Raw genomic sequence first — 17,772 nt, forward strand, 5'->3', positions numbered from 1 at the left:
TGGTCCACCTCCCGGCGGGGCGCAAGAGGCGGATGTGACGGTTACGGTGTGACGATGTTGAACTTCGGGTTCGGCTCGTCGAGGATGTCGAGAAACGCCTGCAGCGCGTTCTGGTCGCCGGAGATGTCCAGGCCCGGCGACGTGAAATCGCCCATGGCCGTCTTCAGCAAGCGAAACTTGTTGTGCAGCTTGACTGTAACGGTGGCCGTTGCGGGGTCGGCCGCGATGTTGCGATAGACGAGTACGCCGTTGTGCAGGGCGAGCCGATAATTGGTGGCCAGGTCGGCGAAAGAGATGTCGATGGTGATATCGAGATCCCAGCTGCGGGGCCCGTTGACGCGAATCGCGAGGCCGTCGAAGATCTGCTCCGGCGTCAGTTGGGAGAGCATCGTCGACGACGTGACCTGGCCCGCGGTCCCGAGGTTGCCCTGGCGCAGTTCGGTTGCCCCGCTCATGAAGAAGTTGCGCCACGTCGCGTTCTCGGCGCCGTACCCCAGTTGTTCCAGGGTGTCGGCGTAGAGCGTGCGAGCCGCGGTGTGCTCACTGTCGGTGAACACCGCATGGTCGAGCAACGTCGCGGCCCAACGGAAATCGCCGGCGTCGAACGCCGTTTGGGCCAACTCGACGACACGATTGATCCCACCCATCGCGTCGACGTAGCGGGGCGCGAGGGCCTCGGGAGGATGCGGCCAGAGCCGTCCCGGGTTGCCGTCGAACCAGCCCATGTAGCGCTGGTAGACCGCCTTGACGTTGTGGCTTACCGATCCGTAGTAGCCGCGGGTGTGCCACACCTGATCCAAAGCCGGTGGCATCTGGAACATTTCGGCGATCTCGACTCCGGTGTAGCCCTGGTTGAGCAGGCGCAACGTCTGGTCGTGCAGGTAGGCGTAGAGGTCGCGCTGCAGCGACAAGAACGTGACGATGTTTTCCTGTCCCCAGGTCGGCCAATGGTGCGAGGCGAACACCACGTCGGCGCGACCGCCGAAGGCATCGATGGCCTCGGTCAGATATCCCGCCCAGGCGTGCGGGTCGCGGACCAGTGCTCCGCGCAAGGTCAGCAGATTATGCAAATTGTGGGTGGCGTTCTCGGCCATGCACAACGCGCGGAAACGTGGGAAATAGAAATGCATCTCGGCCGGAGCCTCGGTGCCCGGCGCCATCTGGAACTCGATCTCCACGCCGTCGATGGTGTGCGTCTCGCCGGTCTCCCGGATGTCGATGGTGGGCACGATGATCGCGACCTCACCCGCCGACGGAATCTGGCCGAGCCCACAGCCCACCTGCTCCTGGGGTCCGCGCTGCAGCAGACTTCCATACATATAGGTCGCGCGCCGCAGCATGGCCGGACCCGCGTAGACGTTCTCCTGCACGGCATGCGCGGTGAACCCCTCGGGGGCCAGCACGGCCACCGCCCCGGTATCCACCTCCGCCTGCGAGGTCACGCCCAGCACGCCGCCGAAATGGTCGACGTGACTGTGGGTGTAGATCACCGCGACGACGGGGCGCTCGGCGCCGCGGTGGGCGCGGTAGAGCTCCAGCGCGGCGGCGGCCACCTCGGTGGAGACCAGCGGATCGATGACGATGATCCCGGTGTCGCCCTCGATGAAAGTGATGTTGGAGATGTCGAAACCGCGCACCTGATAGATGCCCGGGACCACCTCGTACAGGCCTTGTTTCGCGTTCAGCCCCGATTGGCGCCACAGGCTGGGGTGCACCGAGGTTGGCGCGGGACCGTCGAGGAAGGCGTAGACATCGTTGTCCCACACCACCCGTCCGTCGGCCGCTTTGATGACGCAGGGAGACAGGGAGGCGATAAATCCACGATCGGCGTTGTCGAAATCCGTTGTGTCATCCCAGGGCAAAACATGTTCACCATGCGCCGACTCGATGACCGCGGTGGGGGGTTTGTGGTCCACGGCAATACCTTGCCATTACGGCGCCCTCAGCCGCAGCGCTAATACGCGTCTTGTCAAGTGACTAAGGGATACAGAATCACTTTCTGGAGGCTCTGGACCTTCGATCCAGTTAACCCGCATACTGCGTTGACGGCCCTCAATGTCGAGGTCCGCAACGATCGGGCAAAGGAGAACAGGTGAAGCGTGAACTGACGGTCGCGGTAGCCGGAGCAGCGATTCTGGTCGCCGGCATTTCCGGCTGTTCGAGCGACAAGAAGAGTTCGAGTGGTTCTTCGTCGAGTGCAAGCACGTCCGCCAGTTCCGGCGGCGGTGGTGGCACCAAGGTGATCATCGACGGCAAGGACCAGAACGTCAGCGGCTCGGTCGTGTGCTCCAAAGTTGGCGGCAACGTCAACATCGCGATCGGTGGCGCCGCGACCGGCATCGCCGCGGTGCTGACCGACGCCGACCCGCCCCAGGTGACCTCCGTTGGGTTGGGCAATGTCAACGGCGTGACGCTCGCGTACGCCGCGGCCGGCGGCGGGGGCAATGCCTCGGCCACCAAGAGCGGCAACAGCTACAAGATCACCGGAACAGCCACTGGCGTCGACATGGCAAACCCGACGCAGCCGGTGAACAAGCCCTTCGAGATCGACGTAACCTGCACTAGCTAACTGAGGCCGCGGGCGGTTGCCACCCGTTGAGTGGCAACCGCACCGTGAACTCCGTACGACCCGGCGCACTGTCGACGGTGATCGTGCCGTTGTGCGCCTTGACGACGGCGGAGACGATCGCCAGCCCCAGCCCGGTGCTGCCGCCCTTGCGGGAGCGTGAGGTATCACCGCGAGCAAACCGCTCGAACACCTCCGACTGCAATGCCGCGGGTATGCCGGGGCCATTGTCGATCACCTGCAGCACGCTGTGCGTCGGCTCGGTGCTCAATCGCGTCGTGACGACGGTCCCCCCGCCGGTGTGAATACGCGCGTTCGCAAGCAGATTCGTCAACACCTGGTGCAGCCGTGCCGCATCGCCGATGACAACCACCGGCTCCTCGGGCAGGTCGAGTTCCCACTGGTGATCCGGTCCCGCCACGTGTGCGTCACTGACCGCGTCGACCGCCACCCGCGACAAGTCAACCGGCTCGCGTTCCAGCGGCCGGCCCGAGTCCAGTCGGGCCAATAGCAGCAAGTCCTCGACGAGCCGCGTTATCCGCTCGGTCTCCGACGCGACGCGGCTCATCGCGTGGGCCACCGCCTCGCGATCGTCGCCCATCCGTTGGGTGAGTTCGGTGTAGCCGCGGATCGCGGCCAGCGGGGTGCGTAGTTCGTGGCTCGCGTCGGCGACGAACTGCCGCACCCTCGTCTCGCTGGCCTGCCGGGCCGACAGCGCGGCCGCGATGTGGTCCAGCATCCGGTTCAGCGCCGACCCCAGTTGGCCCACCTCGGTGGAGGGGTTGGTGTCGGATTCGGGAACGCGCACCGGCAGTTCGACCTCACCCCGGTCCAGCGGCAGATTTGAAACCCTGCGCGCGGTTTGCGCGACGCGCCGCAGCGGTGCCAGGGCTCGCCTGATGATCACCATCCCGGCAATCGTCGCTGCGGCCAATGCGATTACGGTGACGATCCCGAAGATGGCCAGCATCTGGATCAGCGTGGCGTCGACGTCTTCCATCGACAGCCCGGTGACGATCAAGTCGCCACCGCGCCGGCTCGGGGCGGCCACGACGCGGTACCGCCCGAGGCCGTCGAGATCCAGCGTCACCGGCTTGCGGCTGCCGGCGATCGCCGCCAGTTGCTCCTGGGCCCTATCGGTCAGCGCGGCCCGCGAACCGATGCTGGTCAGGTAGCCGGCGTCGACCGTCTTGCCGTCGCTGACCACCGCGGCGACCATCCCTGCCGGCTGTCCGGGTGCGTCGAGGAACCGCGGCCCGGGACCGGGCCGCGGGTTGAAGCCGTGGTCGTGACGCCAACCCGGACGATTCGGCTCTGGGTACATCAGCGCCGAGCGATGCGAGGTGCCGCCCAGCTGGCCGTCGAGCTGTCGCATCAAGTGGTGGTTCAGCGACAGTTCGGTCGCCGCGGTGATCCCGACACAGACCAGAGCCAGCACGATGACTTGGCCAACCAGCAGCCGTAGCCGAAGCGACCAGACTCGCCGCGCCCTAGCCGGCGGGCTTGAGGACATAACCCGCGCCGCGCAGCGTGTGGATCATCGGCTCGCGACCGTTGTCGATCTTCTTGCGTAAGTACGAGATATAGAGCTCGACGATGTTGGAACGACCGCCGAAGTCGTAACTCCACACTCGATCCAGGATCTGGGCCTTGCTCAGCACTCGCTTGGAGTTGCGCATCATGAAGCGCAACAGCTCAAACTCGGTGGAGGTCAACGAAACCGGCTCGCCGGCACGAGTCACCTCGTGGCTGTCCTCGTCCAACACCAGGTCGCCGACCACGAGCTGCGCACCGCTGTCGATCGTCGTGACGCCGGTGCGCCGCAACAACGCTCGCAGCCGCAGCACCACCTCTTCGATGCTGAACGGCTTGGTGACGTAGTCGTCGCCGCCCGCGGTCAGTCCGGCGATGCGATCTTCCACCGCGTCCTTTGCCGTCAGCAGCAGCACCGGCAGCTGTGGATTCTCTTCGCGCAATTTGTGCAAGACGTCGAGCCCGCTCATGTCGGGCAGCATCACGTCGAGTACGACGACATCCGGCCGCTGGGCACGAGCGGACGCGATCGCCGAGGATCCGTCCCCGGCGGTCGCGATGTTCCAGCCCTCATACCGCAGCGCCATCGACACCATTTCGGCCAGAACGGATTCGTCGTCCACGACCAGCACGTTGATCGGATTGCCGTCCGCGCGGCACATGACAACGCGCTCCACGGAGGCTCGAGACTGCGTCACAGGTTCCAGTATCCGCGTCGGACTGGGCCGACGCTATGACGTTCCTTTGTGTGTCCTGTGAAACTGCAGGCAGGACCTAGTACCAATACCGCCTGCCGCCGACCGGGCGGCCGACCGACCCGAGGATCCACAGCACCGCGCCGATGACGATCAGGACAATGCCGATCGTCCACAGCAAAGGAATAGCGAACAGATATCCGAGAATGAGTAGCACGACACCTAAGACGACCATGGCATTTCCTTTACGTGAGCGACACTAGACTGCTGGGCATTGAACTGGGTTGCGGCACATGGCAATCCTTGACCTTGGGGTTCACACCCCCATAGTTCAACGGCCCTGCGACCACTGTCAGCGCGATGTTTCCCGCGGTGACACAATTCGTTTGGCTTGTTTCGAAGTACCCGCGTTGCCATGCGGCGAATACCCCTATGAGCAGCCACACCAGGACGATCGCGCCGATTATTCCGCGACCACGCATCGTGACCTCCGTTGTGTTCGAGAAAGAATTTCCCGTCGCCTAGCGATACCCATTGGACTCATGTCTAAACCTCGCCGTGGCTAACATATCGGCCCGCTCGAGCAGCGCTACGAGTGGGCGGCCAGCCAGTCCGCGGCGCGCTTGTGGGAAGCCCTGGACAGCCACGCGTCCTGAATCAGTTCGGTCAGTTCCGCTGTGGTGATTTCCGGCAGCCGACCGCCCCGCACCAGCACCGACGGATGCCCGTCGAAGTGGTCAGTGGTGAAGAACGGCGACCCGGGGTCCTGGATCAACGCCAGCTTGTCGCTCTCCGAGTCCACCCAGAGCATGATCACATCGTCGTAGCGCTGCCCCGTGTCCGGGTCGGTCGCGTCGGGCTGCGGAGTCCGGAAGAACACGAACGACTTGCCGCCGACCTGATAGATCGCGTTGCCCTTGGGCCCCTCCAGCCGTTTCACGTGCGGCATCGACGCGGCGATCCGATGCACGTCGCTTACTCGAGCGGCTCGATCGGGCATAGCGCGACCTTAACGCTCAAGCACTTTCGCCAATAGCGCAGTGAGCCGCTTCCGGTCGGCGACGTTGAGCCCGCCGGTCATGGGTGCCAGCAGCTCACCGATCTGCGCGATGATGCGCACCTCGAGCCGCCGCGCCTCGGCGGTGAGGCTGACCCGTACCGAGCGACCGTCGACGGCATCGGTGGTCTTGCGCACCAGCCCGCGCTGGGCCGCGCGGTCGATGAGCCCGCTGACGGTCGAGCGCTCCAAGCCGAGATACGTCGCAAGTTCGGCCATCACGGGTTCGCGATCACGCAGTATCCCCAGTACCCGTAGCTGAGTCAGCGACAGGTCGTGTTCGGCGGCAACGCGGTTGAGTACCGCGATCACTGCGAATGACACCTGCACGAGGTTGTCCCTGAGGTCGTCATCGGTCTCCACAGCGTCGAGCATACCTTGAAATAAGTTCGTACTGCCATCTAATATGGTTCGTGTTACCAACTAAATCTCGAAGCCCAGGAAGGGAATCGCCATGCACGCGGCCGTCGTCACCGCCTTCGACAAGCCTCCCACCTATCGCGAATTCCCCCGTCCCACAACACAACACCCCGAGGACATCGTCGTCGACGTGATCGCCGCCGGCCTGCATCCGCGGGTGCGGTCTCAGGCCGACGGCTCGCACTACACCAGCACTGGGGAGTTGCCCCTGGTCCCCGGCACCGACGGAGTCGGCCGCGCGCCCGACGGCACGCTGCGTTACTTCGTGCTACCGGACACCACGATGGGCGCGATGGCCGAGCAGACCGTCATCGACCAGCGCCGCAGCATTGTTCTTCCGGACGGCACCGACCCCATCCTGGTGGCCGCCGCGGTGAACCCCGTCATGTCGTCGTGGCTGGCCCTGCACCGGCGCATCGTCTTCGAGCCCGGTCAATCCGTGCTGATCCTCGGTGCCACCGGAAGCTCGGGCCGGATGGCCGTGCAGGTCGCCAAGCAGCTCGGCGCCGGGCACGTGACCGGGGCCGGCCGCGACGCGCGGCGGCTCGCAACACTGGCAAAGCTGGGCGCCGACGCCGTCGTACAGATCGACAATGCTTCGGAGATGGACGATCTCGCGTACGCCGCACGTGACGTCGACGTCGTGATCGATTACCTGTGGGGCCCGATCACGGCGCGGGTGATGGCCGGCATCGCCACCCACCGATCCGATCGCGGCAGGCCGCTCAGCTGGATCGAGATCGGCTCGGTGACCGGACCGTCGGCCGAAATCTTCGCTGCGGCACTGCGCGCCGTGCGGCTGCAGATCGTCGGCAGCGGACAGGGCTCGGTACCGACCCGCGACATCCTGACCGAGTTGCCCGAGATCACCGCCGAAATCGGCAGGGGTGCTTTCGAACTCGACACTCGTGCGGTGCCGCTTGCCGATGTCGAAGCCGCATGGAACGACACCGACGCCGATCAGCGGATCGTGATCACGCCGTGAGTCGTGCGGAGATGAACTGGGTGGGCGGCATCGAGTCCTCGGACCCCGGCGGAATGCTGCGGTGGTAGCGACCCATCAGCTCCGGGAAGTTCAACGACACTACGTCCCAGCCCCGATCGCGCAGCCAGCTGTCGACGGCCGTGCGCTTCTCCGGATACCACAGTTCGTCGAAATCCGTTATCTCCGCGTCGATCAGCTTGGCAGCCGTGGCGCGGATGCGGTGCATGTCCTCCCGCTGCCGCCGCACCTTCTCGGGATCGGAGAAGCCCTCCCCCGGAACGTTGGAAGCCAGCCAGCTGCCGGGCGCGCTCAGCGAGACGATGCGCTCGAACAACAGGTCCTGGGCCTGCGCGGGTAGGTACCGCACCAACCCTTCGGCGGACCAGGCGCTCGGCTTCGATGCGTCAAAGCCCGCCTCCTGCAGGGCCTTCGGCCAATCCTGGCGCAGGTCGATGGCGATGTTGACCAGCTCAGCGGTCGGGTGCGCACCGTGCTCACGCAGCGTCGCGCCCTTGAACTCCAGGACCTTGGGCTGGTCCAACTCGTAGACCACGGTGCCCTCCGGCCAAGGCAGCCGCCAGCTGCGGGCATCCAGGCCGGACGCCAGGATCACCACCTGCCGGACGCCGGAGTCGGCGGCGCCCAGGAAGAACTCGTCGAAAAACGCGGTCCGGGTTGCCATGAAGTCGACCATCAGCTTCAGCCGGTTCTGCACGTCCGGTTCGATCTCGAGCAGCTTGGCCCGCACGTCCGAATTCGCGTAGACGCTCCACATCCCCTCTCCCGCGGCGTTCACGAAGACACGGGCGAACGGATCGTTGATCAGCGGGTTCTCACTCTCGGTCTCGGCCGCGCGGGCCGCCGCCACGCCGAGTGCCGTGGCACCCACACTCTGAGTGATGTCCCAAGAATCGTTGTCGGTACGTGGCATCGCCAGCCCTCTTTCACCCTGATAGTCGGTTGCGTTCACTATTCTTCCAGTCGCCGATGCACCTTGGCACTCGCAGACGGTGACATGCGCTGTCTTCACAGAGGGTCCACAGCTTAGGGGTGCCGCGGCCGCGGAGTAGGTTCTGCGACGTGGAGCACGTGGACTTGAACGCGGTCGCGGAATGGATGTCCCAGCAGGGGCTGGGCGACGGACCGCTGCAGGAGGTTTCGCCCGTCACCGGCGGAACACAGAACGTAATGCTGCGGTTCACCAGGTCCGGGCGACCCTATGTGTTGCGGCGTGGGCCACGACACCTGCGTCCGCGCAGCAACAGCGTGATCCTGCGGGAAACCAAAGTCCTTGCCGCGCTTGCCGGTTCCGACGTGCCGCATCCGCATCTGATCGCGGCGTGCGAGGACACCGGCGTGCTGGGCAATGCCGTTTTCTACTTGATGGACCCGGTCGACGGGTTCAACGCCGGCGAGGGACTGCCGCCGCTGCATGCCGGCGATGCCGGTGTGCGGCACGGCATGGGGCTGTCGATGGCCGACTCGCTCGCGAAGCTGGGCGCCATCGACCACGTCGCGGCGGGCTTGGCCGATTTCGGCAAGCCGGAGGGCTTCCTGGAACGTCAGGTGCCGCGCTGGCTTTCGGAGCTGGACTCCTATCGCGAGTACGACGGCTACCCCGGTCCGGATATCCCCGGGATCGAGGAAGTGTCGTCGTGGCTGGAACGGCACCGACCTGCGACCTGGAAGCCCGGGATCATGCACGGTGACTATCACGCGGCCAACGTGATGTTCTCCCCTACCGGGCCGGACGTGGTCGCGATCGTCGACTGGGAGATGTGCACGATCGGTGACCCGCTGCTGGATCTGGGCTGGCTGCTGGCCACTTGGCGGCAAGACGACGGAACCAGCGTGTTCAGCCACGCGCTGGGCGGTCAGGACGGGTTGGCCAGCACTGACGAGCTGTTCCAGCGTTACGCCGCCAACACCACCCGCGACCTGTCGCACATCACCTGGTACACCGTGCTGGCCTGTTTCAAGCTGGGCATCGTCATCGAGGGCACGCTGGCCCGGGCGTGTGCCGGTAAGGCCGAGAAGGAAGTCGGTGATCAACTGCATGCGGCCACGGTGCACCTGTTCGAACGCGCGCTGACCCAGATCGGCAGCGGCTAGCATCTTTGGACGTGCCTCCCTATCCCGAGGAACCCGACTACTACTCCGAATACGAGCCGACGCAGGCCGCGCGGTACGGCGGCGGTTATGACCAGGGCGGGTATGACCCCGAGCCGCAGCCCCCGACACCCTGGTACCGGCGCCCGCCGGCGTTGGTCGCTGCGGGCGCACTGGGCGTGATCGTGCTGGGCCTGGTGGCCTACGCGATCGTGACGCTGGTGAGCGGTTCGCCGGCGCCGAGTCCGACCACCACGACGACGCCCACGCCGTCGCCCGCGACGACCGTGACGACCACCGCCGCGGAGCCCACGCGGCACCACCCACCCGGAGGCGGCGGCGCGCCCCCGCCGACCCAGACCGTGACCGAGACGGCGCCACCGCCGAGCACCGACACCCCGACGACGACCGTCCCGACGACGACCGTTCCGCCGACGAGCACGGTCACGCTGTCACCAAGCACGGAGACCAGCACGGTCACCCAGACCGTCACGGTGCCGACGCGTCGTCCGTTCGATCCGCGTCCGTAGCGGGCCGGTAGGGTCGAGGCCATGAGTCGGCTCGAACGCGGCCTGGCGCGGCTGCGGGACATGCGCTTTGACCTCTACGCCCAGCCCATGCGGCAGGTCAGCGTGGAGCTCAAGATCGTGTTCTTCGCGGTGCACCTGCCGATCGCCGGCGGTAAGACGCTGAGAATCCCGATGATCGCGACGGTGGGGCCGATGCCCGAACAGTCTGGGGCAAGCGAGTCCGACGACGGCGACGCGTAGGAACACGCGGTTTCCCGGGGCTTTCTAGCCACTCTGTGACGTCTTGCCGAACAACGGCTTACCGCGGTAGCCGGCGGTCTCGGCCGTGCGCGACAAGGGTTATCGTCGAAATCCCGAAGCCACGGCTCGAGGAGCGGCTGATGAGCACGGAAGACGACCCCGGATACCCGGCGGACGCGCTGGCGTTCGCGCCGATCGCGGCGGACGACGAGCCCGGCCACGTGATGAGAACCTGCCAGGTCTGTAGTGCGTACTTCCCCACCACACCGGGCAGTGTCCATGACCGCGCCGCGCGGTGCCGTACACACCTGCTGGTGACGCATGCGCTGATGCGCCGCGAGGCCGGCGGCTGGGTGGAGTACGACCACGACCCGTATACCAACCGCGAACTGGACAGCCCGATGGAGTTGACGCAAGCGTGCCGGGGGTGGCTGGACGGCGCCGGCATCACCGCCGGCGAGTGGAAGCTGGAAGCGCGCGACCCCGACACCGGCGATCGGTTGGCCGAGTCCGAGGTCGTCAACCTCACCAAGAAATCGGCGGAGAAACTTTCGGACTCGCCGAGGTAATCAAGCGCGGTGCGTGTCCGCGAGCCGGTAGATCTGCAGGGAAAGTACGAGTAAAGGCCTGCAAAACTACAGGCTCGAACGATGCGCGCGCCCGAAGGGATTCGAACCCCTAACCTTCTGATCCGTAGTCAGATGCTCTATCCGTTGAGCTACGGGCGCCGGTACTTCAGTTGTGTCCCCGAAAGGACGTCAGCGGAGGCGAGAGGATTTGAACCTCCGGTCCCCTTTAAGGGGGACAACTCATTAGCAGTGAGCCCCATTCGGCCGCTCTGGCACGCCTCCCTTGGACTTCATGAGGGTACCCGACTCGACGCGGGCGTCCCTGAACCGCCGGAGGCATAGCGTACACAGCGGCGACATATGCTGTCGAAGTGACTGCCCGCCTACGGCCTGAGCTGGCCGGGCTGCCAGTTTACGTTCCTGGTAAGACCGTGCCGGGTTCGATGAAACTGGCCAGCAACGAGACGGTGTTCGGCCCGCTGCCCAGTGTCCGCGCCGCCATCGAGCAAGCGACCGACGTCGTCAACCGCTATCCGGACAACGGCTGCGTCCAACTCAAAGCGGCGCTGGCCAAGCATGTCGGTCCTGGTTTCGATCCCGAGCACATCGCTGTCGGCGCCGGTTCGGTCAGCCTGTGCCAGCAGCTGGTGCAGATCACCGCCTCGGCCGGCGACGAGGTGATCTTCGGCTGGCGCAGCTTCGAGCTCTACCCGCCGCTGGTTCAGGTCGCCGGCGCGGCCACTGTCAAGGTGGCGCTGACCGACCACACGTTCGACCTCGACGCGATGCTGGCCGCGATCACCGAACACACCCGGCTGATCTTCGTCTGCAATCCCAACAACCCGACCTCGACCGTCGTCGATCCCGACGCGCTGATCCGCTTCGCCGAGGCGGTTCCGTCGCACATCGTGATCGCGATCGACGAGGCCTACGTCGAATACATCCGCGACGGCATGCTGCCCGACAGTCTGGGCCTGGTCCGCGCACGCCGTAATGTCGTTGTGCTGCGTACCTTTTCGAAGGCCTACGGACTGGCCGGCCTGCGGGTCGGCTATGCGGTCGGCCACCCCGACCTGATCACGGCGTTGGACCAGGTGTTCGTGCCGTTCTCGGTCACGAACGTCTCGCAGGCGGCCGCGATCGCGTCGCTGGATGCCGCCGACGAATTGTTGGCCCGCACGGACGCTTTGGTCGCCGACCGGATTCGGGTGAGCGCCGGGCTGCGGGACGCCGGATTCACCCTGCCGCCGTCCCAGGCGAATTTCGTCTGGTTGCCCTTGGGCCCGCGCACCCGGGACTTCGTCACGCGCGCGGCCGACGCGGGCATCGTGGTTCGCCAGTACGCCGACGACGGAGTCCGCGTTTCGATCGGTGCGCCCAAGGAGAACGATGCACTGCTAGCGTTTGCCCGCAATTGGATCAGACACCCGGAGGTTGACGAATGAGTTTGGCCCGCAAGAACTTCAACGAATTGAAAGACCGGGCCGACGTCACCGACGCCGAGCTCGACGATTTCTGGGCGACGCTGGAGCCCGCGACGATCGACGAGATGATCGGCGAATGGAAGGGCGGGGACTTTCCGACCGGACACCGTGCGAACGGCATGCTCGAAAAGCTCCGCTGGTTCGGCAAGAACTTCAAGTCGATCTCGGACTGCCAGCCGCTGGTGTGTTTGGACGACGATGGCAACAAGTACTCCAACGTGGAGCGGATGAACGGCGAGGCCAGCCTGTGGCTGGAAGGCTTCCGCGGCGAGGTCACCGCCACGATGGTCTACGACGGGGCTCCCGTGCACGACCACTTCAAGAAGATCGACGACCAGGCCGTGATGGGCATCATGAACGGCAAGGGCGTGCTGGACAACGGCCGTCACTATTACTTCTACCTCGAACGCATATAGCCCCCTTGGCTTTTGAGTGTGCGCCTAGGATTTCGACGGCGCGCCCTGGGCAGGACTTCGCGGCGATTCTCCGCCCTGGGCACACTCGCCGGGCCGGGTCAGGACAGCAAGAACGAAGCTGAGAAGTGCTGCTATTTGTGAAATAAATAGTTAGCATGACACTCATGCGCACTACGCATATCGATCAGGTTGATCTGAATCTGCTGCCGCCATTGGTGGCCCTGCTGGAGGAGCAACACGTCTCGCGGGCGGCCGAGCGGGTCCGGCTGAGCCAGCCGGCAATGAGCCGCGCCCTGCAGCGGCTGCGCCGCCACTTCGGCGACGAGCTGCTGGTGCGTGGGCCGGACGGCTACTCGCTGACCCCGCGCGCCGAACGTCTTCGCGATCAACTCAGCACGGCTGTAACACATTTGGAGCAACTTTTTGCCACGGAGACGTTCGACCCGGCCACGGCCGCACAATCGTTTCGCCTCGCCGTCAGCGACTACACCGTCGCCACGTTCGGACCCGCGCTGGTGCGGACGGTGCTGGCCGAATCGCCCAATTCGGCGGTGAGTTGCGAAGTTCTGGACGAGCGCGCATTCGACAAGCTCGACGCGGGGACGATAGATCTGGCGGTCTATGGCCGGGTGGCACCCGAAAGATATTGCAGCCAATACCTTTTCAGTGATCGCTTCGTCTGCATCGTCGCCGCCGAGCACCCGCTGGCCGACCAGGCATCGGTTTCGCTGTCAACGTATCTGCGGTGGCCGCACTTGACCATCGACATCGGTCAGCCCTGGATCGATCGGGCGCTCGAGCCGCTCGGGGTCACGCGTCGCGTGGCGGTCAGCGTGCCCTACTTCGCGCTGGCGCCGAGCATCTTGCCGGGCACTGACCTCGTGTTGACCCTTCCGGAGCGGGTCGCCCGTAAGAACGCCGACCCCGCGCACACCCGAATCCTCGCGGCGCCTCGCGAGTTGATCGAGCTCGAGTTCTACGCGGTGTGGCACCCGCGCTTCGATCAAGACCCGTCCCACAGCTGGCTGCGAGAGAGGGTCCGCACCGCGTCCGAACCGACCGCATGACTAACTGGCCGGGTCGCGCCCGGTGAACGCGACCAGCTTCTCCAAAGCCCCGGCATCGGCGGGCACGTCGACCGGGTCGTCGAACCCGGCCGCGCCACGAAATTCCGGCCTGATCGTCTGGTGCGCCAGGTCCAGCACATATTCGGTCAATGGTTGAGGGGCATCGAGTTCGTGGCCCAGCGCGACAGCGTAATCCCAAGCGTGGACTAGGAATTCGATCGAGAAGATGCCGCACGCGGACTTAGCCGGCATCTCGCTCTTACCGAACGGCACCGTGCCGACCAGGCCATGTCGGTGCCACGCGTCCAACGCCGGGCGGGCCGCGACGATGATCTGTCGTTCCACCGAATCGCTGGGTTCGCGCTCCGGAATTTGCGCGCCGACCATCCCCCCGATGCCGGCGATCGATTTCAGCAGATGTTCGGTCAGCTGGTTCACGTCGTATTCGGTGCACGGTGTCTGCTTGGACAAATCGTCGGTGGCGATGGGATGCAGCACGCGCTGCAAGATCCCTAACGTGTCCTCGGCGCTGTGCAGTTCGTCCGTGGGCCGGGAACGGGGGCCGGGTCGCAAATCACGAGACATAATTCCCACGCTACGGTCTCGATATGGGCGATACCTACGAATCCGTCACCATCGAGATCAAAGATCACGTCGCGCAGGTGACGCTGATCGGACCCGGTAAGGGCAACGCGATGGGGCCCGCCTTCTGGGCGGAGATGCCGGACGTGTTCGGGACGCTGGACGCCGACCGAGACGTGCGCGCCATCGTCATCAGCGGATCGGGCAAGAACTTCAGCTACGGCCTGGACCTGCCCGCCATGGGCGGCACGTTCGCGCCGTTGCTGGCCGAAGGGGCGCTGGCCCGCCCCCGCACGGATTTTCACACCGAGCTACGGCGCATGCAGGGTGCGATCACCGCGATCGCCGACTGCCGCACCCCGACCATCGCCTCGGTGCACGGCTGGTGCATCGGCGGGGGCGTCGACCTGATCTCGGCGGTGGACATCCGCTATGCCAGCGCCGACGCCAGGTTCTCGGTGCGTGAAGTCAAACTCGCGATCGTCGCCGACGTCGGCAGCCTGGCCCGGCTGCCGCTGATCCTCAACGACGGCCATCTGCGCGAGCTGGCGCTCACCGGCAAGGACATCGACGCGGCCCGCGCCGAAAAGATCGGCCTCGTCAACGATGTCTACGCCGATGCCGAGGCCGCGCTGGCCGCCGCCCACGCCACTGCTGCCGAAATCGCCGCCAACCCGCCGCTGGCCGTCTACGGCGTCAAGGATGTGCTCGACCAGCAACGCACCGCGGCGGTGTCGGAAAGCCTGCGCTATGTCGCCGCCTGGAATTCAGCCTTCCTGCCGTCCAAAGACCTCACCGAGGGCATCCAGGCGACGTTCGCCAAGCGTCCGCCACAGTTCACCGGGGAGTAGCCGGGCGCCACGTACCCTCGCGGGAGTGGCAACGATGACTGCAGACGGCAAGATCCGTGTCCCGGCCGACCTGGACTCGGTCACCGCGCTCGGCGACGAGGACCACTCGGAGATCGATAGCGCCGCCGTCGAACGAATCTGGCAGGCCGCCCGCCACTGGTATCAGGCGGGCATGCACCCGGCGATCCAGCTGTGCATCCGGCACCGTGGTCGCGTCGTGCTCAACCGCGCCATCGGGCACGGCTGGGGCAATGCGCCGACCGACACCCCGGACGCCGAGAAGGTCCCCGTCACGACGGACACGCCGTTCTGCGTGTACTCGGCGGCCAAGGCCGTCGCCGCGACCGTGGTGCACCAACTGGTCGAGCGAGGCGTCTTTTCCCTTGACGACCGGGTGTGCGAGTACATGCCCACTTTCACCAGCCACGGCAAGGACCGCATCACGATCCGGCACGTGCTGACGCACAGCGCCGGCCTACCGTTTCCGACCGGGCCACTGCCGGACCTCAGACGGACCGACGATCACGAGTACGTGCAGGAGATGCTGAGCAATCTGCGGCCGCTGTATCGGCCGGGGTTGATCCACCTGTATCACGCGCTGACCTGGGGCCCATTGATCCGCGAGATCGTCTACACGGCCGCCGGCAAGGACATCCGCGAAATCCTGGCCGCCGAAATTCTTGACCCACTTGGGTTTCGGTGGACCAACTTCGGCGTCGCCAAACAAGACCTCGATCTGGTCGCCCCGAGCCATGCCACCGGACGGCCGCTACCGCCGGTGATCGCGCAGATATTCCGGAAGGCCATCGGCGGCACGGTGCACGAAATGATCCCGGTGACGAACCAGCCCTTCTTCTTGACCACCGTGATCCCGTCGTCCAATACCGTCTCGACCGCCAATGAGATGTCGCGGTTCGCCGAAATCTGGCGCCGCTATGGAGAACTCGATGGTGTGCGGGTATTGCAGGCGGAAACGTTGCGGGGCGCGGTCACCGAATCACGGCGGCTACGACCGGATTTCGCGGTCGGCCTGATGCCGGCGCGCTGGGGTACCGGCTTCATTCTCGGCACCAACCGGTGGGGTCCGTTCGGGCGCAATGCGCCGGAAGCGTTCGGCAGCCTGGGCTTGAGCAACATCGCAATCTGGGCCGACCCTCAGCGCCACCTGGCAGCCGGTCTGATCAGCAGCGGCAAACCCGGTCGCGATCCGGAACTGCGCCGCTACTCGACACTGATGAACACCATCGCCGCGCAGATTCCGGCCGATTGAGCACGCCGGCAGTGGGAACACTGCACTAATGGCCAACTATCGAGTGCTCAACCCGCAAGGAGAGGTCGTCGCGACCAAGGACATCGCCGGCGCCGAGGACGCGCACGCCTGGTTCGTCGACAGCAAGGCCGACAACACCGAACTGGGCTGGCGCATGGAAGTCGAGCACGACGGCGAGTGGTCGTTTTTCGACGACACCGAGGGTGGCGGCAGCTAAACCGTGTCTTGCGGGTCCGCCCGCCGGGAGAATGGCCTTTACGTCCAAGCCATTCGAGCGACAATGATGCATGGATTCGGACCGGTTTCGCGAGCTGCTGGGCGCGCCCGGGCCATTCGCGTCGGTCTACTTCGAAGATTCGGATGACGACGACGACCCCAGTCCGCAGCTCGAACTGACGTGGCTCGCGCTGCGCAGGGAGCTCGAGCAGCAAGGCGCGGACGAATCGATCACCGCGGCAATCGAACACGCCGTGATGGAACTGCGGCTGCCAATCGGCCGCGGCGGGCGCGCGGTGGTGGCCACCGCGGGCGGGGTCGTCCTCAACGAACACCTCCTGCGGCCAACTTCCGGGCCGATCGTCCGAGTTTCCGAATTGCCCTACATCGTCCCCATTCTCGAGTTCGGTGTCGTGCATTCGGATTACCTGCTGGTGGTGGCCGACCGAACCGGCGCGTTCATCACCAGCCACGTCGATGCAACGCGGTTCTCCGAAGCCGTCGACTCCGGCGCGCTGCCGGGTCAGCGACTGCCCACGGTCGCGAACCGAATCGGCGAACTCGTTCACGACACGTCGTTTGGCGAGCTGTTCCTGGTCGGCGATCAGGAATCGCGTTCGAATCTGCTGGCGGCGCTGCCGGAACCGATCCGCAAGCGGATGACCACGCTGCCGATCGCGGACCGGCGCGGTGGCTATGACTTCGAGGAGATTCAGCGGGCCATCGACACCACCCTGCTGTGGCAACGGCAGGGCACGATGGACACCACCGCGGCGCGCTTCACCGACGAAATGGGCCGCCAATCCGGGCTGGCCACCGAGGGACTCGGTGCGGTCTGCACTGCCCTGAGCCAGGGCTTGGTCGACACCCTGATCATCGGCGACATCGACGACGCCACGGTGGTCGCCGACGAAAGCATGACAACGGTCGCTGCCACCGCCGCCGGCCTGCCGCGGCAAAGCGCCGCGACCGCCAAGACGGTACGGGCCGACGAGGCACTGCCGCTGTTGGCGATTTCGGCGGGCGCGTCGGTGGTGCGCACCGACGAGCGAATCTCCCCGGCCGACGGCGTCGGCGCGATTCTTCGCTGCGCGCCGACGCCCGATCGGCCGCGGCGCTGAACACTGCGGTGGCGGAGGTCTGTGATTCATTGACATCGAGGACAGATGTCTCCCGACATTG

22 protein-coding genes and 2 tRNA genes are annotated in these 17,772 nt (G+C 65.6%); 13 read left to right on the plus strand and 11 right to left on the minus strand.

Going from position 1 to position 17,772, the window contains the following annotated elements:
* Positions 1 to 41: 41 nt before the first annotated feature.
* Entirely contained in the window at positions 42 to 1,922 is a 1,881-nt protein-coding gene (locus MAAFP003_RS26410) for an alkyl/aryl-sulfatase (protein ID WP_165796512.1), read from the minus strand.
* Between the two features lie 170 nt (positions 1,923 to 2,092).
* Between MAAFP003_RS26410 and MAAFP003_RS26415 the strand changes: the two genes are divergently transcribed.
* Positions 2,093 to 2,569, plus strand: coding sequence for a lipoprotein LpqH (locus MAAFP003_RS26415; RefSeq protein WP_096290547.1), 477 nt, complete (start codon positions 2,093 to 2,095; stop codon positions 2,567 to 2,569).
* On the opposite strand, the gene MAAFP003_RS26420 is transcribed toward MAAFP003_RS26415, so the two are convergent.
* From MAAFP003_RS26420 to MAAFP003_RS26440, 6 genes are all read right to left on the minus strand, one after another.
* Positions 2,562 to 4,079 carry a sensor histidine kinase gene (locus tag MAAFP003_RS26420; protein WP_096290548.1) on the minus strand — a complete coding sequence of 506 codons (1,518 nt, stop codon included), beginning with the start codon at positions 4,077 to 4,079 and terminating at the stop codon, positions 2,562 to 2,564. The two genes, MAAFP003_RS26415 and MAAFP003_RS26420, sit on opposite strands and share 8 nt — an antisense overlap.
* A complete protein-coding gene (tcrX, locus tag MAAFP003_RS26425; RefSeq protein ID WP_096290549.1) occupies positions 4,057 to 4,761 on the minus strand; it encodes a two-component system response regulator TcrX in 705 nt (234 codons plus the stop codon). Before tcrX ends, MAAFP003_RS26420 begins: the two co-directional genes overlap by 23 nt.
* A gap of 112 nt (positions 4,762 to 4,873) precedes the next feature.
* Positions 4,874 to 5,029: a DUF6131 family protein gene (locus tag MAAFP003_RS29315; protein WP_096290550.1), complete on the minus strand. Its 156-nt coding sequence runs from the start codon at positions 5,027 to 5,029 to the stop codon at positions 4,874 to 4,876.
* A 10-nt stretch (positions 5,030 to 5,039) separates the two neighbouring features.
* Positions 5,040 to 5,276, minus strand: coding sequence for a hypothetical protein (locus MAAFP003_RS29770; protein WP_096290551.1), 237 nt, complete (start codon positions 5,274 to 5,276; stop codon positions 5,040 to 5,042).
* Between the two features lie 107 nt (positions 5,277 to 5,383).
* Positions 5,384 to 5,794, minus strand: a complete 411-nt coding sequence (locus tag MAAFP003_RS26435) for an MmcQ/YjbR family DNA-binding protein (RefSeq protein ID WP_096290552.1) — start codon at positions 5,792 to 5,794, stop codon at positions 5,384 to 5,386.
* A gap of 9 nt (positions 5,795 to 5,803) precedes the next feature.
* Positions 5,804 to 6,214 carry a MarR family winged helix-turn-helix transcriptional regulator gene (locus MAAFP003_RS26440; protein ID WP_243394207.1) on the minus strand — a complete coding sequence of 137 codons (411 nt, stop codon included), beginning with the start codon at positions 6,212 to 6,214 and terminating at the stop codon, positions 5,804 to 5,806.
* A gap of 91 nt (positions 6,215 to 6,305) precedes the next feature.
* Between MAAFP003_RS26440 and MAAFP003_RS26445 the strand changes: the two genes are divergently transcribed.
* Positions 6,306 to 7,256, plus strand: a complete 951-nt coding sequence (locus tag MAAFP003_RS26445) for a quinone oxidoreductase family protein (RefSeq protein WP_096290554.1) — start codon at positions 6,306 to 6,308, stop codon at positions 7,254 to 7,256.
* Here the strand turns inward: MAAFP003_RS26445 and MAAFP003_RS26450 are convergent.
* Positions 7,246 to 8,187, minus strand: coding sequence for a class I SAM-dependent methyltransferase (locus tag MAAFP003_RS26450; RefSeq protein ID WP_096291441.1), 942 nt, complete (start codon positions 8,185 to 8,187; stop codon positions 7,246 to 7,248). The two genes, MAAFP003_RS26445 and MAAFP003_RS26450, sit on opposite strands and share 11 nt — an antisense overlap.
* Before the next feature lie 185 nt (positions 8,188 to 8,372).
* Here MAAFP003_RS26450 and MAAFP003_RS26455 point away from each other — a divergent pair, with 185 nt between their 5' ends.
* The 4 genes from MAAFP003_RS26455 (at position 8,373) to MAAFP003_RS26470 (ending at position 10,704) form a co-directional block, all read left to right on the plus strand.
* A complete protein-coding gene (locus tag MAAFP003_RS26455; protein ID WP_243394236.1) occupies positions 8,373 to 9,368 on the plus strand; it encodes a phosphotransferase family protein in 996 nt (331 codons plus the stop codon).
* A gap of 11 nt (positions 9,369 to 9,379) precedes the next feature.
* Positions 9,380 to 9,895: a hypothetical protein gene (locus MAAFP003_RS26460; protein ID WP_096290556.1), complete on the plus strand. Its 516-nt coding sequence runs from the start codon at positions 9,380 to 9,382 to the stop codon at positions 9,893 to 9,895.
* A gap of 21 nt (positions 9,896 to 9,916) precedes the next feature.
* On the plus strand, positions 9,917 to 10,135 hold the full coding sequence (locus MAAFP003_RS26465; RefSeq protein ID WP_096290557.1) for a hypothetical protein: 219 nt from the start codon (positions 9,917 to 9,919) through the stop codon (positions 10,133 to 10,135).
* 140 nt (positions 10,136 to 10,275) lie between these two features.
* Positions 10,276 to 10,704 (plus strand): hypothetical protein, encoded by a 429-nt coding sequence (locus MAAFP003_RS26470; RefSeq protein WP_096290558.1) that lies wholly within the window; start codon positions 10,276 to 10,278, stop codon positions 10,702 to 10,704.
* A gap of 86 nt (positions 10,705 to 10,790) precedes the next feature.
* On the opposite strand, the gene MAAFP003_RS26475 is transcribed toward MAAFP003_RS26470, so the two are convergent.
* Both MAAFP003_RS26475 and MAAFP003_RS26480 read right to left on the minus strand, forming a co-directional pair.
* A tRNA-Arg gene (locus MAAFP003_RS26475) sits at positions 10,791 to 10,863 on the minus strand.
* 34 nt (positions 10,864 to 10,897) lie between these two features.
* Positions 10,898 to 10,986: transfer RNA gene (locus tag MAAFP003_RS26480), tRNA-Ser, on the minus strand.
* A gap of 89 nt (positions 10,987 to 11,075) precedes the next feature.
* Here MAAFP003_RS26480 and MAAFP003_RS26485 point away from each other — a divergent pair.
* From MAAFP003_RS26485 to MAAFP003_RS26495, 3 genes are all read left to right on the plus strand, one after another.
* Positions 11,076 to 12,149 carry a pyridoxal phosphate-dependent aminotransferase gene (locus tag MAAFP003_RS26485; RefSeq protein ID WP_096290559.1) on the plus strand — a complete coding sequence of 358 codons (1,074 nt, stop codon included), beginning with the start codon at positions 11,076 to 11,078 and terminating at the stop codon, positions 12,147 to 12,149.
* On the plus strand, positions 12,146 to 12,604 hold the full coding sequence (locus MAAFP003_RS26490; protein WP_096290560.1) for a DUF4334 domain-containing protein: 459 nt from the start codon (positions 12,146 to 12,148) through the stop codon (positions 12,602 to 12,604). Before MAAFP003_RS26485 ends, MAAFP003_RS26490 begins: the two co-directional genes overlap by 4 nt.
* 164 nt (positions 12,605 to 12,768) lie before the next feature.
* Positions 12,769 to 13,671 (plus strand): LysR family transcriptional regulator, encoded by a 903-nt coding sequence (locus tag MAAFP003_RS26495; protein WP_096290561.1) that lies wholly within the window; start codon positions 12,769 to 12,771, stop codon positions 13,669 to 13,671.
* Here MAAFP003_RS26495 and MAAFP003_RS26500 read toward each other — a convergent pair whose 3' ends face one another.
* On the minus strand, positions 13,672 to 14,256 hold the full coding sequence (locus MAAFP003_RS26500) for a TIGR03086 family metal-binding protein (protein ID WP_207768616.1): 585 nt from the start codon (positions 14,254 to 14,256) through the stop codon (positions 13,672 to 13,674).
* A 23-nt stretch (positions 14,257 to 14,279) separates the two neighbouring features.
* Here MAAFP003_RS26500 and MAAFP003_RS26505 point away from each other — a divergent pair, with 23 nt between their 5' ends.
* The 4 genes from MAAFP003_RS26505 to MAAFP003_RS26520 all read left to right on the plus strand — a co-directional run bounded on the left by MAAFP003_RS26505 (position 14,280) and on the right by MAAFP003_RS26520 (position 17,711).
* Positions 14,280 to 15,104 carry a crotonase/enoyl-CoA hydratase family protein gene (locus MAAFP003_RS26505; RefSeq protein ID WP_096290563.1) on the plus strand — a complete coding sequence of 275 codons (825 nt, stop codon included), beginning with the start codon at positions 14,280 to 14,282 and terminating at the stop codon, positions 15,102 to 15,104.
* A 34-nt stretch (positions 15,105 to 15,138) separates the two neighbouring features.
* A complete protein-coding gene (gene lipE / locus MAAFP003_RS26510; RefSeq protein WP_096291442.1) occupies positions 15,139 to 16,374 on the plus strand; it encodes a lipase LipE in 1,236 nt (411 codons plus the stop codon).
* Between the two features lie 28 nt (positions 16,375 to 16,402).
* A complete protein-coding gene (locus MAAFP003_RS26515; protein WP_096290564.1) occupies positions 16,403 to 16,591 on the plus strand; it encodes a hypothetical protein in 189 nt (62 codons plus the stop codon).
* 70 nt (positions 16,592 to 16,661) lie between these two features.
* The gene (locus MAAFP003_RS26520) at positions 16,662 to 17,711 is read left to right on the plus strand and encodes a baeRF2 domain-containing protein (protein ID WP_096290565.1); all 1,050 of its coding nucleotides are present in this window, start codon (positions 16,662 to 16,664) and stop codon (positions 17,709 to 17,711) included.
* Positions 17,712 to 17,772 lie beyond the last annotated feature (61 nt).

This window comes from Mycobacterium ahvazicum (assembly GCF_900176255.2).
Classification (GTDB): Bacteria; Actinomycetota; Actinomycetes; order Mycobacteriales; family Mycobacteriaceae; genus Mycobacterium; species Mycobacterium ahvazicum.

Bases quoted from the DNA above. Each gene is read 5' to 3' on its own strand.
- MAAFP003_RS26500 (WP_207768616.1), bottom strand. From the start codon at position 14,256: ATGTCTCGTGATTTGCGACCCGGCCCCCGTTCCCGGCCCACGGACGAA.
- MAAFP003_RS26505 (WP_096290563.1), top strand. From the start codon at position 14,280: ATGGGCGATACCTACGAATCCGTCACCATCGAGATCAAAGATCACGTC.
- lipE (WP_096291442.1), top strand. From the start codon at position 15,139: ATGACTGCAGACGGCAAGATCCGTGTCCCGGCCGACCTGGACTCGGTC.
- MAAFP003_RS26490 (WP_096290560.1), top strand. From the start codon at position 12,146: ATGAGTTTGGCCCGCAAGAACTTCAACGAATTGAAAGACCGGGCCGAC.
- MAAFP003_RS26470 (WP_096290558.1), top strand. From the start codon at position 10,276: ATGAGCACGGAAGACGACCCCGGATACCCGGCGGACGCGCTGGCGTTC.
- MAAFP003_RS26450 (WP_096291441.1), bottom strand. From the start codon at position 8,187: ATGCCACGTACCGACAACGATTCTTGGGACATCACTCAGAGTGTGGGT.
- MAAFP003_RS29315 (WP_096290550.1), bottom strand. From the start codon at position 5,029: ATGGTCGTCTTAGGTGTCGTGCTACTCATTCTCGGATATCTGTTCGCT.
- MAAFP003_RS26495 (WP_096290561.1), top strand. From the start codon at position 12,769: ATGCGCACTACGCATATCGATCAGGTTGATCTGAATCTGCTGCCGCCA.
- MAAFP003_RS26445 (WP_096290554.1), top strand. From the start codon at position 6,306: ATGCACGCGGCCGTCGTCACCGCCTTCGACAAGCCTCCCACCTATCGC.
- MAAFP003_RS26515 (WP_096290564.1), top strand. From the start codon at position 16,403: ATGGCCAACTATCGAGTGCTCAACCCGCAAGGAGAGGTCGTCGCGACC.
- MAAFP003_RS26420 (WP_096290548.1), bottom strand. From the start codon at position 4,079: ATGTCCTCAAGCCCGCCGGCTAGGGCGCGGCGAGTCTGGTCGCTTCGG.
- MAAFP003_RS26520 (WP_096290565.1), top strand. From the start codon at position 16,662: ATGGATTCGGACCGGTTTCGCGAGCTGCTGGGCGCGCCCGGGCCATTC.
- MAAFP003_RS26455 (WP_243394236.1), top strand. From the start codon at position 8,373: ATGTCCCAGCAGGGGCTGGGCGACGGACCGCTGCAGGAGGTTTCGCCC.
- MAAFP003_RS29770 (WP_096290551.1), bottom strand. From the start codon at position 5,276: ATGCGTGGTCGCGGAATAATCGGCGCGATCGTCCTGGTGTGGCTGCTC.
- MAAFP003_RS26465 (WP_096290557.1), top strand. From the start codon at position 9,917: ATGAGTCGGCTCGAACGCGGCCTGGCGCGGCTGCGGGACATGCGCTTT.
- MAAFP003_RS26435 (WP_096290552.1), bottom strand. From the start codon at position 5,794: ATGCCCGATCGAGCCGCTCGAGTAAGCGACGTGCATCGGATCGCCGCG.
- tcrX (WP_096290549.1), bottom strand. From the start codon at position 4,761: ATGTGCCGCGCGGACGGCAATCCGATCAACGTGCTGGTCGTGGACGAC.